Origin of the sequence: Caballeronia sp. LZ033 (genome assembly GCF_031451265.1) — a bacterium.
In the GTDB taxonomy this organism is placed as follows: Bacteria; Pseudomonadota; Gammaproteobacteria; order Burkholderiales; family Burkholderiaceae; genus Caballeronia.
In genome coordinates, this window is sequence record NZ_JARUXQ010000004.1 from 478,166 (window position 1) to 495,288 (window position 17,123).

Genomic DNA, 17,123 nt, shown 5'->3' on the forward strand with positions numbered 1-17,123 from the left:
ACTCAACACGCGCACCGCAGGCTCAATCCTCCATGCAACCAACTGATCTTCCTCACTTCAGGGACGTGCCCTGGCGCTGGATTGCGTATGCCACTTCGGCTTTCACGATCGTCGCGGTGACCTTTTCGTTCCTGCATCAGATTGAACTCAAGCAGGACGTATCGGGCGAAATCATGTCGCCTTCCGAAGTCAAGATTCAAGGCTTGTCGGGGCTCGTCTCTTCCATCTATGTGCGTCCGTCGCAAGAGGTGGTGCCGGGCACGCCGCTGTTCCGCCTGCAACGCGACTTCTCGCTGAGCACCGACGGCCTGCGCCGCCAGGTCTTCGATCAGCAGATGCGCGAGGCGCAGATCGCCGCCATCGACGCCCAGTACAGCGAACGCCGCGCGCAACTGAATGCGCAGCGCGCGGCATCGCGGACCACGGAAGCGAGCCGCCGTGCAGAACTGGCCGCGCTCGATGCCCAGATCTCTCAGACCAGCCAGCTGGTCGGCGAGTATCAGCAGCGTCTGACGCGGCTCAATTCGGTGGCGGAGTACGTGACCGCCGACAAGGTCGAGCAAGCCCGCGCCGACGTGCATCAGGGCAAGGCGAGCGTGTCGCAGATCGTGGCGCGGCGTCAGCAGCTCAATGGCGAGATCGGCGCCGCGCGCAGTGCGCAGGCCGATCTCGCCGCGCAACTGGGCGAGCTCGACGCGCGCCGCGCACGCGACATCCAGGACGTACAGGCCCGCTACGAGCAGCAGCGCCAGGACGCGACGGTGTCCGCGCCGAAGGGCGGCGTGGTGACGTTCTCGGGACTGGTGGCGGGACGCATGTTGTCGACGAGCGATGTCGCGCTGGTCATCGCGACCAAGGAGGGCGGGCCGCTGCGTGTCGCGCTGAGCATTCCGTCGCGGCGTCGCGGCTTCGTGCGCGAAGGTCAGCTCGTGCGGCTCAAGTTCGACGCCTTTCCCTACGCCAAGTTCGGCACCTACGAGGCGCGCATCGATTCCATTTCGGGAACCACCGTGCTGCCCGCGAGCCCGCCCAGCAACCAGGGCACGCCGGGCACGCCCGACCCGGAGCAGACCGCCGGCTCGAAAGGCTCGGACAGCGAAGGCGACTATCTCGCGTGGGCCACGCTGCGCGGCAATACCTTCGACTTCGAAGGTCAGCATTTCGCGATTCTTCCCGGCATGCGCGCGACCGCGAGCATCGTCGTGGAGCGCAGAAGCATTGCCGAATGGGTGTTGGCGCCACTGTTTCGAATGTTGAGGGGATGAACGTGCGAGTGATCTATCAGAATGAAGTAGCCGAATGCGGCTACGCGTGCCTGGCGATGGTGCTGTCGCATCTCGGCCGCGCGACGGAAGTGCGCGAGCTGTCCGCCTACAAGCCCATCTCCGCGAACGGCCTGAGCTTGATGGACCTGTACGACGTGGCCGTGGACTTTGGCCTGGCGGTGCAGGCGTATCGCTTCGACCCGTCGCATCTTTCCGAAGTCAAGAAGGGCTCGATCCTGCACTTCGGCGGCGCGCACTTCGTCGTGTTCGAGAAGGTGAGCCGCGGCTATATCAGCATCCTCGATCCGGCCACCGGCCGCCGGCGCGTGTCGATGGATACCTTCCGCTCAGCCATTTCCGGCTTCCTGCTCGAGTTCTCGCCCACACCCGAGATGCCGCGCATCCGCGCGAAGTCGCGCGTGCCGGCAGCGTTGAAGCGCGTGCGCGCCTTCAGTCCGCAACTGAAGCGGCAGACGGCCAAGGTGCTGTTCGTCGCGCTCGGCAGCCAGTTCGCCATTCTCTCGATGCCGTACTTCGGCAATCTCACGCTGGACCATGTCGTTGCGGCGGACAATCGCAACCTGCTGAACGTGCTCATCATGAGCTTCGCCAGCATCTTCCTGCTGGGCGCGCTGAGCGAGTACGTGCAGAAGTATCTGACCGAACTGCTCTATACCCTCACGCAGATCAACTCGACGGAAGGTGTCGTGCGTCATCTGCTGCGCAATCCGATGTCGTGGTTCGAGAAGCGTCACGTCGGCGATGTCTTCGCCCGCGTGAAGGCGCAGGATGAAATCAGCGCGTATGCCACGCGTTCGGCCATTACGCTGCACATCGATCTGGCGGTCGGCGTGCTGGCGCTCGTACTGATGCTGATCCAGAGCGCGCAGCTCACGTTCATCGCGCTGGCGGTGTTCGCGCTGTATGTGCTCATCGCGCTGAGCATGTACCCGGCGATGCGCGACACTCACGCGCTCGTGCTCGAAACCTCCGCGCGTTGCGACGATTCGCTGATCGAGACCATCCGCGCCGCGTCGCTGCTCAAGCTGGCTCAGGGGGAGACGCGCCGCACGGCCATTCACATGACGCTGTTCAAGGCCTATGCCTCGGCCCTGTTGCAGAGCAGCCGCCTGGCCTGCCGGCGCGACGGCTTTCTCAAGCTGGTCAATTATGCGGACACGCTCGTCATCACCTGGATGGCGGCGCGCCTCATGCTGGGCGGCAAGATTTCGGTCGGCGTGTTCTATTCGTTCCTGATCTACAAGTCGCTGATGTCGGAGCGGCTCGCGAGCGCCATCGGCGCAATGTTCCAGTACTTCATGCTGAGTGTGCCGACGGCGCGTGTCGACGACATCGTCGAATGCGAGAACGAGCGCTATACGCCGCTGCCCGATACGCAACGCGCAACGGAAGTGCGTCAGTTCGACTGCATCGACGTGCGCAACGTGACCTTCAAGTACGGCATTTCGGATCAGCCGGTATTGCGCGATGCGAGTTTCCGGATCAGCAAGGGCGACAAGATCGTCATCACCGGACCGTCCGGCAGCGGCAAGTCGACGCTGTTCAAGCTGTTGTCGGCGGCCGAGCCGCTGCAGGACGGGCAGATCGTGTTGAACGGCATCGCGTGGCCGAATCTCGCCGTCGATGAAATCCGCCGGCATCAGGCGCACATGCGGCAGGGCGACATCATCCTGCATGGTTCCATCGCCGACAACATCACACTGTTCGCAGGCCAGACGGACGAGGATCGCGTCCACGCGATACTCGACGACGTCGGTCTGCTGCCGGACGTCATGCGGCTGCCGATGCGCACACGCACGGTCATCAGCGACACCATCGCGAACATCTCGGCGGGGCAGCGTCAGCGTCTGCTGCTGGCGCGGGCGCTGTATCAGCAGCGCGAGGTGCTGCTGCTTGACGAACCCACCTCGAATCTCGATCCGGTGTCCGTACAGCATATCGCCACGCTGCTGCGCAATCTCAATCGCACGGTGGTGGTGATCACGCATGACATGTCGCTCGCATCGTGGTTCGACATCCGCTATCGCTTCGAAGACGGCGCGCTGGTGCGCGAAGACGCCGGCGCTGAGCAGGAGGCCGCCTATGCTTAAGCGAGGCTTGGGCGCAACGGCGCTGCTCGTGCTGCTCGGAACCACCCATCTGGCGCAAGCCGACGATCTTTCCACGGTCGTGCAGCAAGCACTCGATTACGACGCGGAGCTGGGCCAGGCCCGCGCTGCCTACGAGGCCGCGAAGCTGTCGGTACCGATCGCACGCGCGGGCTTGTTGCCACAAATCACCGGCGGCTGGGGCCGCGCGTACAACCGTATCGACATGGATCCCTATCCGCGGCAGACCTACTGGCAGAGCGGCTGGATGGTCAACATCACGCAGCCGCTGTTCGACTGGAGCAAGTGGACGGCCTATCGGCAGGCGGATTACATCGTTGCGCAAGGGGCCGTCGATCTGGCCGCGGCGCAGCAGAAGTCCATCCTTCGCGCAGTGCGTGCCTACTTCGACGAACTCGCCGCGGAAGACGAAGTGAAGCGCTCGGGCGAGTATCTGAAGGCCATCGAGGCGCAGCGCGATCAGGTGCGCCGCAAGCGCGCGGCGGGCGAGGCGACGCTGATCGACGAACGCGAAATCGACGCCGCGCGTGAACAGGCGCAATTGCAGGCAATGGACGCGCAAGAGGAACTGGGCGTCAAGCGTCGCGCGGTGCAGCAGGCGACGGGACAGCCGTTCGTGGCGCTGACGCCGTTGCCCGCCGGCATGACTCCGCCGGGTCTCACGGAGGGGCAGGAAGCCTGGGCCGAGCAGGCGAAGACGAGCGCGTATGAAGTGCAGTCGAAAGAATTGGGCTGGAAGATCGCGCAATTCGATTCCGCGAAGGCGCGCGCGGCCGGCTATCCGGTGGTCAGCGTGACGGGCAGCTATACGCCGGCGGGCGCGGCGGGCGGCTATTCGCGTCCGACCACGACCACCGTCGGCATGTTGCAGGTGCAGGTTCCGCTGTTCTCGGGAGGCGAGATCCAGGCGCGGGTGAAGCAGTCGCTCGCGCAGCAGGACAAGGCGGAGCAGACCTTCAACGCGGCCTCGGTGCAGGCCGAAGCCGCCGCGCGCGATGACCACGCGCGCTATGTGCGTGAACGCATTCGCAGTGAATCGCTGACGCATCTCGTCGCGACGGCAGACGAGTCGCTGCAGGCGACGACGGTCGGCTTCAAGGTAGGCAGCCGCGCGAGCACGGACGTCCTGCGCGCCATCGACACGCTCTATACCGCGAAGCGCGACCTGTTGCGTTCACGTTATGAGGCGCTGGTTGCGTTCCTGCGGCTCAAGGCGGACGTGGCGACGCTGAGCATGGAAGACATCGATTCGATGAACGCGCTGCTGGGCGGCTCGCCCGAAGTGTCTTCCCGCTAAGACTGCTTCATTCCGCGCTGGTGCCGCGCTTCACCGCGCGCACCAGGCGCGCGAGCGCCTTCAACGCATCCGCGGGCGAGTCGGCGAACTGCGCGGCGACAATGGCGCCGTCCACTGCGACGGCGAGCGCCTGCGCGTCGGCTTTGGCGGTGCGCGCGGCCGGCATGAGTGCGCGAATGGCGGACGTCATGTCGCGCTTGTGCCGTCGCGCGATCTCTACCGCCTGCGGCAACGTGCCGCCGATTTCCACCACCGAGTTGATGAACGCGCAGCCGCGATAGCTTTCAGCGCCGAACCATTCCGCCAGCGCCGGCACCAGCGCCGCCAGCGTGCCGCCGTGCCGTTGCAGCGCGTCCTTGAACCAGTTCATCCAGTTGTCGTGCCTGAACTCGAGGAACGCGACAATCAGATCGTCCTTGCTCGGAAAATAACGATAGAACGTCTTCTTCGCGACGCCTGATTCGGCGATCACGCGGTCGATGCCCGTGGCGCGAATGCCGTCGCGATAAAACAGATCATGCGCGGTCTGGAGAATGCGCGCATCGGGCGTGAGTTCCGGAAACTCGATCAGGGAGGCTGCCGTATTCATGCCGGCGATTGTAGACAGGTTCGTCTACCTGCGCTAGAGTGCGTCGGAGGAGACAGACTTGTCTACCAGGCGCGAATCTGTCAATTGTCTGCCGCTGTTCTGTTTACAGGAGGAATCGTCATGGAAAGCAAGCCGCCGTTCCCGCCGTTCGATGAAGAATCGGCCCGTCTGAAAGTGCGTCTCGCGGAAGATGCATGGAACACGCGTGAACCGGAGCGTGTGTCGCTCGCCTACAGCACGGATACACGCTGGCGCAATCGCGCCGAATTCGCGAACGGACGTGAGGAAGTGGTGGCGTTCCTGCGCCGCAAATGGGCGCGCGAGCTGGACTATCGCCTGATCAAGGAACTGTGGGCCTTCACGGGCAACCGCATCGCGGTGCGCTTTGCGTATGAATGGCACGACGATGCCAACAACTGGTATCGCAGCTACGGCAACGAGAACTGGGAATTCAACGAGCAGGGGCTGATGACGCATCGTCATGCGTCGATCAACGACCTGCCCATCAAGGAAGCGGACCGGAAATATCACTGGCCGCTGGGCCGTCGTCCCGACGAGCATCCGGGCCTGAGCAACCTGGGCTTCTGACGCGCCCTTGAGACGCTCAGCCGTTGCGGCGGCGCCGGAAGGCCCACCATCCCGCCAACGCGGTGAAACTCGCGACGATCACCACGAGCAGCCAGAAGCCGTGGTGATTCTCGGCGAGCGGAATGCCGCCGACATTCATGCCGAAGAAGCCCGCGACGATATTGATCGGCAGCGCCAGCACGGTCACGAGCGTCAGCGTGAACAGTGTGCGGTTGCTCTGTTCGTCCATGCGCGTGCCCACTTCCTCCTGCAGCAGCTTGATGCGCTCGACCAGACCCGCGAGATCGTTGAGCACGAGTGAAAACTCTTCGGTGGCGTCACGCAGGTCCTGAATGTCCTGGGCATGCAGCCAGCGCGGCGGCCGGGCAAGCAGCCGGAACACGGAGCCGGGTTCCGGCGCGAGCAGGCGTTGCAGCCGGACCAGCACGCGGCGCAGTCCACCGAGGTCGGTGCGCATCTCGGTGCCGCGCATCGACAGAAAGCGGTCTTCCAGTCCATCGACCTCGACGCTCGTGCGCCGCACGATCTGCACCAGCAGGTCGGCCTGATCGCGCAGCAGATGCGCCAGCAATTCGGCCGGCGAGCGGAAGACCTCGCCGCGCCTGACCGATTCACGCAACGAGTCGACCGATCGCAACGGCTTGAGACGCGCGGTCACGATCAGCTTCTGGTGCGTATAAACCCACAATGTGGCGATCTCGGAAGGCGTCAGTTCGAAGTTGAACATCACGTCGTTGATGAGCGCGAACAGCGCGCCCTCGTGATGCTCGAGGCGCGTCGAGTGCGAGCCTTCGTGCAGCGTGTCGAAGAACGCGTCCGGCAAGTCGAGCCGGCCGCGCATCCAGCGTTCGCACGCACTGTTCGCCAGATCGAAATGCAGCCAGACGAACTCCTTGGTCGTGTCGTCGCGGGCGAGCCATGCGCTCGCGGCCTCTGCATCGATCGGTTCGCCGGGCTGATCGACGTGGAATCGAAAGCCGCAGACGAGGCCGGAGAAATCGGAGCCGTAAGGCGGTCTTTGCAGGGTAGCGGGATTCATGCGGGATTCGGTTGCGGTTCTGGGGCGATCTGCGTGTCTGCGACAGGCGCCGCGGCGGACGCCACGCAGTAGTGTGCCATCGGTCGCGCCCCGAATCGGGATCGTAACGCGTGACGACCGTGAAACGATCATGGTGAGTGCATCGGTACATGCAAATAATGACTGTCATATTGGCGGCGTATCATCGCCGGACCGGAGACGGGCGCTCATGCGGCGTCCGCATCGGGCCGGCCGCGCACCGGGCGCCGCGCGCCAACTTGGGGAGAAGGTTTTGGAAGACCACGACGATCTGGACGGCGCGACTCAGACTACCGCCGGAGGACTCATCCGGCTGGCATCGGTCATTGGGACGTTGACGCGCGAGAGCGCCATCGATACGCGCTTCGGCGCGAAACTCCTGAAGCGTCTCGACAAGGAGGCGCGGCGCGTGACACAGAGCGGTGCGCTGCTGGACGACGCCGAGCAGGCGGCGCTGCTGGGCGCGCTCGGCGAGCTGGATCTCGTGTTGCGCCAGCGCGACGCCGCATCGCTGGTCGAGGCCAACGCTCGCCTGCGCGACACCGAAGCGGCAGCGTCCGGCAAGAAACGCAAGGGCAAGAAGGACGACAAGGCCGCACCGTCCGCCAACGACGACACCGCCTGAATGCTTTCCGCCTGGGCCGGGCTCGATTCGTGCTGCACTGCGGGCATACGAATCCGTCGACTGGCTCATGTCCGTTTCCCTGCATTCCCCCCATTGCGCCCTGTGGTCGCGCCGTAATGTCGACGTGGATCGCGACCAGTGGCGCATCCTGGTCGTCGACGACAACGCCTTCAGCGCCGAAGCGCTTTCTGCCGCGCTGATCTCGGACGGTTTCGACACGCGCTTCGCGCTCTCCGGCGTGGACGCGCTGCACGCCGTCGATCACTGGGTGCCGCATGTCGTCATTCTCGACATCACCATGCCCGAACACGATGGCTACGCAACCGCGCGCGTGCTTCGGCGTATCGCTCATACGCGGGATGCGGTGATCATTGCGTTCACGGCGCTCGGCGAGGAAAGCGTGCGGCCGCAAGGGCTGCCCGCAGGTTTCGACGGCTATTGCCAGAAGGGCAACCCGCCCGGCGCGCTGGTGCATCTGATCGAGCGGCTGGTCGTTCACTGATAACGCCGGAAATCACGTGCGCCAACGTTTTTAACGCACGCTCGTGCGCTAAATATTGTTCCGTCCCCGCCGAATGAAGCGTGCGGTGACAGAACATCTATTCCGGCTTCAATCCCTTACGCTGCGAGCCGCTGCGCGGTTTCAGCACGATTGTGCGGCCAGCGATTGTTGGCATTCCACGAAAACTGTATTGAAACCAATGGGGATAAAAAAGCGATAGTAGGGGTATACACTGCATTCCATCGACGTAGCAGACAGTTTCTCGCAAGACCGCTGCGGCGCTTTCTGATTGAACGTCAACCGTCTTTGGAGCACACACCATGAAACGCAATCTTCTCGCTACCCTGCTTATCGCTGTTTCCGCCGCTGTCGCCGCCCCCGCGTTTGCAAGCGGCTACGGTCCGGCTCCGTTCTACCGTCCGGCTGTCGGCGCGCCCGCTTCGCAGCAAGGCCCGAGCGCACAAGCCATCGCCGCTCAGGAAAACGCCAACGGCGTGAACACGACCGCTTTCGGCGGCTCGCGTGAATCGCTGGCTCAATCGGGCAATCGCGCCCAATCGAGCAACAACAACGCGCAATCGGTTTTCTTCGGTCACTGATCGAACCGGTCAAGCCTGGCGTACCGGCCAGGCTGACGGTCTGAATGAATTTCGGCGCCCGGCGGCGCAGACTCACGAGGTCTGCACCAGCGGGCGCCGATCGTTTTGGGAAACGCTGTTCAGGCCGGCGTCACGCGGCCCGGGCGAGGGCGCCGCGCATCACGCTGGCCAGCTCGGACGCCTCGAATTTCGACACATAGGCATTCGCGCCGACCTTGCGCACATGCTGTTCGTTCGCTGAACCGGACAGCGACGAATGGATCACCACCGGAATGTGCATCAGGCCGCTCTCGGCCTTGATGCGGCGCGTGAGCGTGAAGCCGTCCATCTCCGGCATTTCGAGATCGGTGAGTACAAGCGCGATCTGATCGGCGACTTCGGTGCCTTCCTTCTGCGCTTTCTTCAGCGCGGCTTCCAGCACGTTCCACGCTTCCTGGCCGGTCTTCGTCATGACGAACGGCACGCCCATCGCGGTCAGGCTTTGCTCGATCAGCGCGCGCGCCACGCCGGAATCGTCGGCGGCGAGCACGCGTGCGCCCGGCCTCAGTTGCAGGCGGCCGGTGCTGGCCTCGGTGATGTCGGAGGTCTGTCCCGGCAGCACGTCGCGCACGATGCGCTCGACATCGAGCACCTGCGCGAGGCGCGAGCCGTCGACGTTGCCGTCCAGCCGCGCGAAACTCGTCACGGCGGTGCCCCCTGAGTGCGATTCCGCCGACAGCACCTGATTCCATTCGAGCCGCACGATATCGTCGACTTCCTCGACGGCGAAGCCTTGCGTCGTGCGCGCGAATTCGGTGACCAGCAGGATTTTCGGACCGTTCTTCGGACGGCAACCGGTGATGCGCGCGAGATCGATGACCGGAATGATCTGGCCGCGGATATCGGCGACGCCGAGAATCTCTTCGCTCGATCCGGCGACGGCCGTGATCGACGGCATCGCGAGAATCTCGCGGACCTTGAAGACGTTGATGCCGTACAGTTCGCGCTGCTCCGAGCCCGGCGCCTCGCCGAGCCTGAAAAGGAGCAATTCGAACATGTTGCTGCCTGCGAGCCGCACGCGCTGCTCGATATCCTGTTGTGAAGTGCTCACCTGTTCTCCCTGAGTGGCGCGTCGCGCCGCGTTGCCGTCCTGTATGCCGCATCCGGCGATGATTTCCGCCGGGTGTCTGAATAGCGGCACGCGTCGCGGAAACTGAAGGAAGACGGTGCGCGGCCTTTGCACGATGCAGGCGGCGCGTCACATCGTTGATCTATACTTTTTTCCGAATGGTCGGGTTAATGCCGATGAGGGCGTCGCGCGCAAGGCTTTAGGCTCTTGAAAGGCGCACAACAAGACCGTCGCCCAGAGACAGCATCGTTTTCCGCGTACAACAATGCGCACCACGCCGGCACGATGCGCCGGCAGACCGCGCGAAGCCAGTCGGAGGCGCTCGATGGCAACAGTCGCACAGGTACTGAGTTCGAAACCCGACCAGACGGTCTTTACGGTGGCCGCCACGGCATCGGTCTTCGATGCCATCAAGATGATGGCCGACCGGCATATCGGCGCGGTGATCGTCACCGAGGGCGACGAGATCGTCGGCATCATGACCGAGCGCGACTATGCGCGCAAAGTCGTCCTGATGGACCGCGTGTCGAAGCAGACGCCGGTGCGCGACATCATGACGTCGCAGGTGCGCTACGTGCGCCCCGACCAGACCACCGACGACTGCATGGCGCTCATGACCGAAAAGCGCATGCGCCATCTGCCGGTGATCGACGGCGGCAAGCTGGTCGGCATGATTTCGATCGGCGATCTGGTGAAAAACATCATGGCCGAGCAGCAGTACACCATCCAGCAGCTCGAGTACTACATTCGCGGCGAACACACGTAAGCTGCCGCATCCGGACTGTAAGCCATTCGTTATAATCGGCAAGCCGCCGCGCACCTGCGCATCAGGCGCGCGGCGGTTCGCCGTGTCCATCGCGCACGGGAATCGCAACGAAACCGCGAGGAGCGCTGCCGATGACCCCTACCGTTGCATCCCCATCCGTCACGTCGGCCGAAACGGCCATCACCCTCGCTCCTGACGCGCCGTTCTTCATCGTGATGAACGCGGGTTCCGGCCGCAAGCTCGTCGACGAAACGCGCGCCGTACTGGAACGCGAACTCGGCGCGGCGGGGCGCCGCTTCGAACTGCGCGTCGTCGAGGATCCGCGCCGGCTGCAAGCCGTCGCGCGTGAAACGGCAGACGCGGCGCGCGCGCAGGACGGCGTGCTCGTCGGCGCGGGCGGCGACGGCACGCTCTGCACCGTCGCGCACGCGGCGCTGGACGCCGGCTGCCCGTTCGCGGTGCTGCCGCGCGGCACCTTCAACTATTTCAGCCGCGATCACGGCATTCCCGCCGACCTCGAATCCTCCACGAAACTGCTGCTCGCCGCGCGCGCGTATCCGACGCAGACCGGCTTCGCCAACGGACGGATGTTTCTCGTCAACGCGAGCCTCGGGCTCTATCCGCGCCTGCTCGAAGACCGCGAAACCTACAAGCAGCAGTTCGGCCGCAGCCGGCTGGTGGCGCTGTGGTCGGCGCTGTATACGATGCTCAAGCCGCACCGCCATCTGCGCCTGCATCTCGAACACGAAGGCTGCACGACCGAGTTGCGCTCATCGACGCTCTTCGTCGCCAACAACCGGCTGCAAATGGAGCAGATCGGCATGCCCGATGCCGCGCGCGCACTGGAACAGGGTTTGCTCGCAGCGCTTGCGCCGCGGCCGGTCGGACGGCTGATGCATCTGTGGCTGTCGCTGCATGGCGCGGCGGGGCGTCTCGCCGATTCGGATCACGTGACGAGCCTGACCTTCGAGCGGATCGTGGTGACGCATCCGTCGAAGAAGCGCAAGCTCGTCAAGATCGCCACCGATGGCGAGATCACGCGGCTGCAACTGCCGCTCGAATTCCGCGTGTCCGACCGGCCGCTGCTCCTGCTCAAACCCGAGCCCGAGGTGGCGGAAGCGAATCGTTCATGACCTTGCTGTTGCAGATATCGGATCCTCATTTCGGCACCGAACGGCCTGCGGTGGTCGCCGCGCTGCTGCATCTGATCGAAACGTTGCCGCCCGATCTCGTGGTCCTGTCGGGCGACATCACGCAGCGCGCGCGCCGCAGCCAGTTCGCGGCCGCGCGGGCGTTCGTCGATAGGCTCGGGGCCACGCCCACGCTCGTCGTGCCGGGCAATCACGACATTCCGCTGTTCAATCCGCTCGCGCGTCTCTGCACTCCCTACGCCAACCATCAGCGCGCGTTCGGCGCGGACCTCGAGCCGAGCTTCGAATCGGCGGCGCTGCTGGTGCTCGGCGTCAACACGACGCGTCCCTGGCGGCACAAGGACGGCGAAGTGTCGATGGCGCAGATCCGGCGCGTCTCGGCACGGCTGGAAGCGGCGCAGGCCGAACAGCCGGCGCAGTTGCGCGTGGTGGTCACCCATCAGCCGGTGGCCGTGACGCGCGCGCAGGACGAGACGAACCTGCTGCACGGACGCGAGCGCGCCGTGACGCGCTGGGCGCGCGCGGGCGCGGACCTGATTCTCGGCGGGCATATCCATCTGCCCTATGTCCTGCCGCTGCACGATACCTTCGCCGGTTTGCCCCGGCGCATGTGGGCGGTGCAGGCGGGCACGGCGCTGTCGAGCCGCACGCGCGGCACCATCGACAATTCGGTGAACCTGATCCGTCATGACGCCGCCGCAAGCGGTGAGCGCCGGACCACGGTGGAACGCTGGGACTATTCGGAGACGCATGGCGCGTTCGAGATGATCGCGCGGCACGATCTGGCGCTCGACGGCGTGCTGCCGCCGGCCGTCGTCACCCAGCCCGGATGACCAGTTCCGCGAAGCCGGTGATGGCATCGGGTTCGCGGGTGTAGCGCTCTTCGGGCAGATGCGCGACGACGAGCTCGACCGTCGTCCGCACGATGCAGCCCGGCGCGACGTGCCCGCCGATGACCCGGCCGTCGGCATCGGAGATGCTCATGTGCAGGTGCGGACCTTGCGCGGAAAGCGAACCGGCCAGCGTCAGGATTTCCAGATCGCCCTGCAACGCGGCGATGTCGTCGCGGCCCGCATAACGGATCCGCGCGACACTCAGGCTGCCGATGCCCTGCAGCACGAACGCCGCCGAAAGCCCGCGCGACTGGAAGGCGTCATCGAGCGCGGCGCGCAGGTCGCAGCCGGGCGAGAGGCGGAGGGTCAATGCATGCATGACGACGGGACGAGTAGAGCCGGACCGTATTCAAGGTAACACGCTCGCGGATCGCGATGGCATGATGGCGCGACCCATTCCGGGCATTCATCGATGGAGGCGCCGTGAGTTTCGAACTGACGATGCTGGCATGGACACTCGTGCTCGCGCTGGTGCAAGTCTTGCTGCCAGCCTTCGTACGCAGCCGCGAAGTGGGGCTGCGCTACAACGCCGGCCCGCGCGACGCTCCCGCACGGCCGCCCGGCAGGCTCTCCGGGCGGCTGCTGCGGGCCCAGACGAACCTTTTCGAAACCCTGCCGATCTTCGCCATCGCAGTGCTGATCGTGCACGTGACCGGGCGCGAGAACGTCCTGACGCATTACGGCGCGCTGGCCTACTTCGTCGCGCGCCTGGTGTACGTGCCGCTATACGTGGCGGGTGTGCCGTTCGTGCGCTCGCTCGTGTGGCTGGTGTCCATCGTGGGGATCGTGCAGATTCTCGTGCCGATCGTCTAGCCGCTGTCCCGCTGTCCCGCTGTCCCGCTGCCCAGCAGCGCATCCAGGCAGCCCGCGTATTCAAGCCATGGAGTGCCGATCAATGACCGACCAACCCGCCACTATCGAGATCGAAACCGCGCCGGATCCGCGCTTTGCCGTGATCCTGATGCACGGCCTCGGCGCCGATGCCAACGACTTCATCCCGCTCGTGCCTGAGCTGCGCCTCGCCGATGCCCCCGCCATCCGCTTCGTGTTTCCGAACGCGCCGGAGATCGCCGTCACCGCGAACAACGGCTATGTGATGCGCGCGTGGTACGACATCCTGTCCTTCGAAGGCGTGAACCGGCGTGTGGATGAGTCGGGGATCGAGGCATCGGTGGCGCGGGTGCGCGAGCTGATCGCCGAACAGAACGCGCGCGGCATTCCCACTGAACGCATCTTCCTGGCGGGCTTCTCGCAGGGCGGTGCGATGACGTATCACGCCGGCCTCACGCATCCGGAGCGGCTCGCGGGGCTGATCGTGCTGTCGGGCTACATTCCGTCGGAAGGGCTGATCGGCGAAGCCTTGAGCGAGGCGAACCGCACGGTGCCGATCTTTGCCGCGCACGGCACCTTCGATGACGTCCTGAAGCCGAGCCTCGGCGAACAGGCCTGCGAGTTCGCGCGCGAGCAGGGCTGCGACGTCGAATGGCATGCCTACCCGATGCCGCACTCGGTCTGCATGGAGGAAGTCGAGGCGCTACGCCAGTGGCTCGGCGCGCGCCTGGTTGCTTAAGGTCGCGGCGAAGAGTTCCAGCACGGCGTCCGCATCCACGCCGATGCATGCGTCGCAGGCCGGACGCGTGTCCCACTCGGGCGCGGGCGCGTGCATCGAAGCGGGCTTCTGCACGGTGAGGCCGGCGGCGATGCCTTCCGTCAGCACACGCACCGGGCCGCGCCGCGTCACGTAGCATTCGCGCGCCACGACGAAGGCCGCCGCCGAATAATCGTGCGCGTAGATGCCGCCCGTGACGCCTTCCTCCGCATGAAAGCGCTCGTAGAAGCGGGACACGTCCCACACGAACCGGCCCGCGTCGCCGGCGTTGTCGCGCAGCGCGGCCAGGAAAGCGGTAGTCATCACGGTTTCGTGCGTCACATCGAGTCCGGCAATCGACACCTTCCAGGGCGCGCCGAACACGATGTCGGCGGCATCGGGATCGCCGTGCATGTTTGCCTCGGCGGCCGGCGTGACGTTGCCGAGCGCGCCATGGATGCCGAACGCGCCGCCCATCACGACGACCTCGCGCACCAGCGTCGCGATGCCGGGATCCAGTTGCAGCGCGAGCGCGAGATTGGTCAGCGGCCCGACCGCGAGCAGCGTGATCTCGCCGGGATGCGCCCGCACCGTCTCGACCATGAAGCGATGCGCTTCCCGCCCGTCTTCTTTCCCGGAACCGCCATCCCGCTCGATCTCCCCAAGCCCGTCCTTGCCATGAATATGCGGAATCGGCAGGGGCGCGGGCCGCCGCAGCGGCGCCGCCGCGCCGCGCACGACCGGCACGCCCGGCGCGAAGCGCTGCGCGAGATAGAGCGCGTTGGCGGTGGTCGTGTCGATATCCGCGTTGCCGAACACGCTCGTGATGCCCACCAGTTCGATATCCGGATGCAGCGCCTGGAACACGAGCGCGATGGCGTCGTCGATGCCGGGATCGGTGTCGTAGATGATCTTGTGCAGCGTCATGCGGCGTCCGCCGTCTCGTGAAGCGGCAGCAGCGCGAGCATGCCGCGCCGCAGTTCGGCCGGGCTGACCGGCTTGCTCAGCACGTCCTGGTCACAGGCGAGCGGCACGATGCAGGCCGCCGGCTCGCCGGTCACCACGAGCACGGGACACGGCCGGCCGAGCTTCGCGGCGCCGAGCATCGCCACCTGGCGGGCAGTGCGGGTGTCGCGCAGACGGAAATCGGTAATGATGAGATCGGGAAAACGCTCGATGTCGCTCAGGATGTCCTCGTATTCCTCGAAGGTCGCCGCCGAATCGAACAGCACGCCCCACTGGGACAACAGCGCTTCCGTGGAGGCGCGCACGAGCCCGTCGTCTTCCACGAGCAGCACGTAGCGCCCCTTCAGCTGCGCGGCTTCGGCCGCTTCCGAGCGTGCCGGCGCGCGCGCCGACGGCTTGTCCTGCGACGGCCCGCACAGCGGCATTTCCAGCGAGAAGCGCGAGCCGCGTCCCTCGGTGGACTTGAGTTCGATCCGATGCTGGTCGAGCATCGACATGACCGCGTTGACGATCGACAGTCCGAGGCCCAGCCCCTTGTCGCGATCCTGCTCGGGATTGTCGACCTGGAAGAACGGCTGGAAGATGGCGTCGAAATAATCGGCGGGAATGCCGATGCCGTTGTCCAGCACGTCGATGCGCGCGCGCGTGGCCGAGCGCACCACGCCGACGATCACGGTCGGCCGGGTCGACTTGCTGGCGTCCGCGTACTTGATGCCGTTCGAGACCAGATTGGCGACCGCGCGCCCGAGCCAGTGCGCATCGCTGCGCACGCAGACCACTTCTTCCTTCGGCAGCCGCAGGCGCAGCTCGACGCCCCGGCTCGTCGCGAACGGCCGCAACTGCTCGGCGGCTTCCTCGACGATCTGCCGCACGTCGAACACGTGATAGCGCGGCACGACCCGTCCCGATTCCAGCCGCGACAGATCCAGCACCGCGTTCAGCAGCCGCGCGAGGATCACGGAGGAACGGCCGCAATCGTTGATGAGCCGCTCGGCCTGGTCGAACTCGCCGTTGCGAATGGCTTCGGCGGCGGCCTGCAGGAACAGGTTGAGGGCGTGCATCGGCTGCCGCAGGTCGTGGGTCGCGGCGGCGAGGAAGTTGGACTTGTCGCGGCTCGCGGTCTGCGCCGCGATCATCTGCTGTTCGCGCAGCGCGAGCAGCGCGTTGGTCTTGTTTTCCTGATCCTTCTTGGAAATCTCCAGCTCGCGGTTCTTGCGCCCGAGCGAGCCGTTGGCGGCACGCAGTTCGTCGTTCAGCGAGGCCAGCGCGCGCTCGGAGCTGTAGCGTTCGCGCGAGACGCGCTCGGCGTGCGTGCAGACGCCATGTCCGACGATCAGCACGTTGAACATATAGAACAGGCCGGCGAAGAAGTCCTCGGTGTTGAGCAGGTGGATCGTGATCTGGCACAGCACGACCGAGGCCATCGTGATGGCGCCGGCCATCAGCGCGACGCGCGAGCGCAGGTAGAAGAAGCTGAACTGGAAGAACAGCGCCAGATAGAGGCCGATGAAATACTGCGTGTAGTTATAGGGCGCGGGGGTGATCGCGACCATCGTCAGGATCAGGCACAGCAGGCCGTAGATGCCGGTGAGGATGACGCGCTGCGCGTTCGCATGCGAGCGGAACGACGGCCGGAGCACCAGCGCGCCGACGAAAATCAGCAGCGCGACGCCCGCGAAACGCAGCGCGAGGATGTCGGCGAGGCGCACGTTGAGCGCCTTGTTGCCGCGCACGAAGCTGAAGTCCCACCAGAGGAAGCACGTCCAGATGACGAGCGCGAGCAGCGCGGACGCGCGCCGGAACGCGCAGAAGCGCTGACTGTGATCCTCGAGGAACTGGGCCTCGAGAGCGGGATCGGAGAACGGCGCCGGGATCGCGAGATTGCGCACCAGGCTCGCTACGGCTTCGCGGGCGGCCGCGGACAGCACTCCTGGGGTACGCACGCCGGCGGCGCGTTGCGGTACGGCCATCTTCATGCTCGCTCTGGGATGGGGGACTCT

General features: G+C 65.4%; 18 protein-coding genes. 12 read left to right on the forward strand and 6 right to left on the reverse strand.

What is annotated here, in order from left to right; translation table 11 throughout:
* The first annotated feature begins 32 nt into the window (after positions 1 to 32).
* The 3 genes from QCE62_RS29380 to QCE62_RS29390 are packed head-to-tail and all read left to right on the forward strand — an operon-like array spanning position 33 to position 4,691.
* Positions 33 to 1,265, forward strand: coding sequence for an HlyD family efflux transporter periplasmic adaptor subunit (locus QCE62_RS29380; RefSeq protein ID WP_309926002.1), 1,233 nt, complete (start codon positions 33 to 35; stop codon positions 1,263 to 1,265).
* 2 nt (positions 1,266 to 1,267) lie between these two features.
* Positions 1,268 to 3,376 (forward strand): peptidase domain-containing ABC transporter, encoded by a 2,109-nt coding sequence (locus QCE62_RS29385; protein ID WP_309926003.1) that lies wholly within the window; start codon positions 1,268 to 1,270, stop codon positions 3,374 to 3,376.
* Positions 3,369 to 4,691 carry a TolC family protein gene (locus QCE62_RS29390; RefSeq protein ID WP_309926004.1) on the forward strand — a complete coding sequence of 441 codons (1,323 nt, stop codon included), beginning with the start codon at positions 3,369 to 3,371 and terminating at the stop codon, positions 4,689 to 4,691. The genes QCE62_RS29385 and QCE62_RS29390 overlap by 8 nt, the downstream gene beginning before the upstream one ends.
* A gap of 7 nt (positions 4,692 to 4,698) precedes the next feature.
* Here the strand turns inward: QCE62_RS29390 and QCE62_RS29395 are convergent, their stop codons facing one another.
* Complete coding sequence (locus tag QCE62_RS29395; protein ID WP_309926005.1) at positions 4,699 to 5,280, reverse strand: TetR/AcrR family transcriptional regulator; 582 nt, start codon at positions 5,278 to 5,280, stop codon at positions 4,699 to 4,701.
* 120 nt (positions 5,281 to 5,400) lie between these two features.
* Between QCE62_RS29395 and QCE62_RS29400 the strand changes: the two genes are divergently transcribed.
* Positions 5,401 to 5,868: a nuclear transport factor 2 family protein gene (locus tag QCE62_RS29400; protein WP_309926006.1), complete on the forward strand. Its 468-nt coding sequence runs from the start codon at positions 5,401 to 5,403 to the stop codon at positions 5,866 to 5,868.
* A 16-nt stretch (positions 5,869 to 5,884) separates the two neighbouring features.
* On the opposite strand, the gene QCE62_RS29405 is transcribed toward QCE62_RS29400, so the two are convergent.
* The gene (locus tag QCE62_RS29405) at positions 5,885 to 6,907 is read right to left on the reverse strand and encodes a transporter (protein WP_309926007.1); all 1,023 of its coding nucleotides are present in this window, start codon (positions 6,905 to 6,907) and stop codon (positions 5,885 to 5,887) included.
* 271 nt (positions 6,908 to 7,178) lie between these two features.
* On the opposite strand from QCE62_RS29405, the gene QCE62_RS29410 reads away from it, so the two are divergent.
* From QCE62_RS29410 to QCE62_RS29420, 3 genes are all read left to right on the forward strand, one after another.
* A complete protein-coding gene (locus QCE62_RS29410) occupies positions 7,179 to 7,550 on the forward strand; it encodes a hypothetical protein (protein WP_309926008.1) in 372 nt (123 codons plus the stop codon).
* A gap of 67 nt (positions 7,551 to 7,617) precedes the next feature.
* Positions 7,618 to 8,052, forward strand: coding sequence for a response regulator (locus QCE62_RS29415; RefSeq protein ID WP_309926010.1), 435 nt, complete (start codon positions 7,618 to 7,620; stop codon positions 8,050 to 8,052).
* 320 nt (positions 8,053 to 8,372) lie between these two features.
* Positions 8,373 to 8,651 carry a hypothetical protein gene (locus QCE62_RS29420; RefSeq protein WP_309837826.1) on the forward strand — a complete coding sequence of 93 codons (279 nt, stop codon included), beginning with the start codon at positions 8,373 to 8,375 and terminating at the stop codon, positions 8,649 to 8,651.
* Positions 8,652 to 8,781: 130 nt separating this feature from the next.
* Here the strand turns inward: QCE62_RS29420 and QCE62_RS29425 are convergent, their stop codons facing one another.
* Positions 8,782 to 9,741 carry a chemotaxis protein gene (locus QCE62_RS29425; RefSeq protein ID WP_309819785.1) on the reverse strand — a complete coding sequence of 320 codons (960 nt, stop codon included), beginning with the start codon at positions 9,739 to 9,741 and terminating at the stop codon, positions 8,782 to 8,784.
* A 343-nt stretch (positions 9,742 to 10,084) separates the two neighbouring features.
* Here QCE62_RS29425 and QCE62_RS29430 point away from each other — a divergent pair, with 343 nt between their 5' ends.
* The 3 genes from QCE62_RS29430 (at position 10,085) to QCE62_RS29440 (ending at position 12,509) form a co-directional block, all read left to right on the forward strand.
* Complete coding sequence (locus QCE62_RS29430) at positions 10,085 to 10,525, forward strand: CBS domain-containing protein (protein ID WP_309926012.1); 441 nt, start codon at positions 10,085 to 10,087, stop codon at positions 10,523 to 10,525.
* A 131-nt stretch (positions 10,526 to 10,656) separates the two neighbouring features.
* Positions 10,657 to 11,658, forward strand: a complete 1,002-nt coding sequence (locus QCE62_RS29435) for a diacylglycerol kinase family protein (RefSeq protein WP_309926014.1) — start codon at positions 10,657 to 10,659, stop codon at positions 11,656 to 11,658.
* On the forward strand, positions 11,655 to 12,509 hold the full coding sequence (locus QCE62_RS29440) for a metallophosphoesterase family protein (RefSeq protein WP_309926016.1): 855 nt from the start codon (positions 11,655 to 11,657) through the stop codon (positions 12,507 to 12,509). Before QCE62_RS29435 ends, QCE62_RS29440 begins: the two co-directional genes overlap by 4 nt.
* On the opposite strand, the gene QCE62_RS29445 is transcribed toward QCE62_RS29440, so the two are convergent.
* Positions 12,493 to 12,888 (reverse strand): DNA-binding protein, encoded by a 396-nt coding sequence (locus tag QCE62_RS29445; protein WP_309926018.1) that lies wholly within the window; start codon positions 12,886 to 12,888, stop codon positions 12,493 to 12,495. The two genes, QCE62_RS29440 and QCE62_RS29445, sit on opposite strands and share 17 nt — an antisense overlap.
* Positions 12,889 to 12,992: 104 nt before the next feature.
* On the opposite strand from QCE62_RS29445, the gene QCE62_RS29450 reads away from it, so the two are divergent.
* Positions 12,993 to 13,382, forward strand: coding sequence for an MAPEG family protein (locus QCE62_RS29450; RefSeq protein WP_309837833.1), 390 nt, complete (start codon positions 12,993 to 12,995; stop codon positions 13,380 to 13,382).
* An 82-nt stretch (positions 13,383 to 13,464) separates the two neighbouring features.
* Entirely contained in the window at positions 13,465 to 14,139 is a 675-nt protein-coding gene (locus QCE62_RS29455) for an alpha/beta hydrolase (protein WP_309926019.1), read from the forward strand.
* Here the strand turns inward: QCE62_RS29455 and QCE62_RS29460 are convergent.
* On the reverse strand, positions 14,104 to 15,084 hold the full coding sequence (locus tag QCE62_RS29460) for a nucleoside hydrolase (protein ID WP_309926020.1): 981 nt from the start codon (positions 15,082 to 15,084) through the stop codon (positions 14,104 to 14,106). The two genes, QCE62_RS29455 and QCE62_RS29460, sit on opposite strands and share 36 nt — an antisense overlap.
* Positions 15,081 to 17,099, reverse strand: coding sequence for an ATP-binding protein (locus QCE62_RS29465; RefSeq protein WP_309926022.1), 2,019 nt, complete (start codon positions 17,097 to 17,099; stop codon positions 15,081 to 15,083). Before QCE62_RS29465 ends, QCE62_RS29460 begins: the two co-directional genes overlap by 4 nt.
* Positions 17,100 to 17,123 lie beyond the last annotated feature (24 nt).